Source organism: Allobosea sp. CER48 (assembly GCF_044752385.1).
Taxonomy (GTDB): Bacteria; Pseudomonadota; Alphaproteobacteria; order Rhizobiales; family Beijerinckiaceae; genus Allobosea.
This window is the reverse complement of sequence record NZ_JBIWYK010000733.1, coordinates 1-1,083: the sequence shown is the minus strand read 5'-3', so window position 1 is coordinate 1,083 and position 1,083 is coordinate 1. Positions and strand designations below refer to the sequence as shown.

2 protein-coding genes are annotated in these 1,083 nt (G+C 64.5%); one reads left to right on the top strand and one right to left on the bottom strand.

The annotated features are described in order from the left end of the window. Positions 1 to 47: 47 nt before the first annotated feature. On the bottom strand, positions 48 to 428 hold the full coding sequence (locus ACIPIA_RS16870; RefSeq protein WP_400511143.1) for an outer membrane protein assembly factor BamE: 381 nt from the start codon (positions 426 to 428) through the stop codon (positions 48 to 50). 247 nt (positions 429 to 675) lie between these two features. On the opposite strand from ACIPIA_RS16870, the gene ACIPIA_RS16865 reads away from it, so the two are divergent. Beyond that, the coding region (locus tag ACIPIA_RS16865) for a ubiquinol-cytochrome C chaperone family protein (RefSeq protein ID WP_400511141.1) at positions 676 to 1,083 on the top strand (408 nt) is incomplete at its 3' end.

Sequence of the window (1,083 nt, the reverse complement as noted above, 5' to 3'; positions counted from 1 at the left end):
CCGCGGCACGCCGCGGGGTTTTTGCATTCGCGAAGCGGAGGAACCGCTCAGCTGCCGAGCGGGTTGAACTTGGTGACGCCGCGGAAGAGGTTGCGCAGGAAGCTCTGCTCCTCGCCGCCAGCCGCGGTGGTGCGGCTGATGAAGTCGAAGATCACGCCGTCCTGCAGGCCGTAATGGGCGACGCGCTCGACCTTGAAGCTCTTGTTGAAATAGATCACCAGCACCTGCTGGTCGATGACCTGCGGATCCTGGAACTGGAAGCGCCGGCGCATCGTCTGGCTGATGTAGTAGAAGGTGCGGTTGCCGACGGTAGATGTCGTCGAAGGCGTGCCGAGGATCTGCAGCACCGACTGGACGTCCATGCTCGGCTTGATCTGCGCGACCAGCCCTTCATCCATCACGAAGCCGCGGGAGAAGGTCTCGTTCATGCCGGTGGACGTCGGAAGAACAAAGCCGCCAGCATCTGGACCGCAGCCGGCCAGCAAAAGGGAAGTGGTCGCAAGAGCTCCGAGCAGAGCCGTGCGGCGGGTGATGTGGGCCATGCGGGCACGATCCAAGGCGAGCACGGCTGGGAGGACCAAGCCGCTTGTCAAAAGGGTGAGGGTTGGCGTAACGCCCGAGGATGGCTTTGGCAAGGCAAGGACGCCCGCATCAGCGACGGGCGGAGGCAAACAGGTGATTTTCGGGTTATTCGGTAAGCGCGACCAGCGGCGCGCGCCTGTGGATGCGCTCTTCGCACGCATCGCCGAGGCGTCGCGCCAACCGGCGCTCTATCTTGCGGGCGGCATCCCCGACAGTTTCGAGGGCCGCTTCGAATCGCTTGCGCTCCATATCCTGCTCGTTCTGCGGCGTCTGCGCGAATTGCCGCCGCCAGCCTCCGATCTGGCGCAGGATCTCGTCGATACCTGCTTCGCCTATCTCGAACTCGGCTTCCGCAATGGCGGCGTCAGCGACGTCGCCGTGCCGAAGCGGATGAAGAAGATCGGCCAGATGTTCTATGGCCGCGTGCAGGCCTATGAAGCGGCCCTGGCCGCACCCGGCCTCGATGCGCTGGCCGAGGCCTTGCAGCGCAACGCCAGCTCG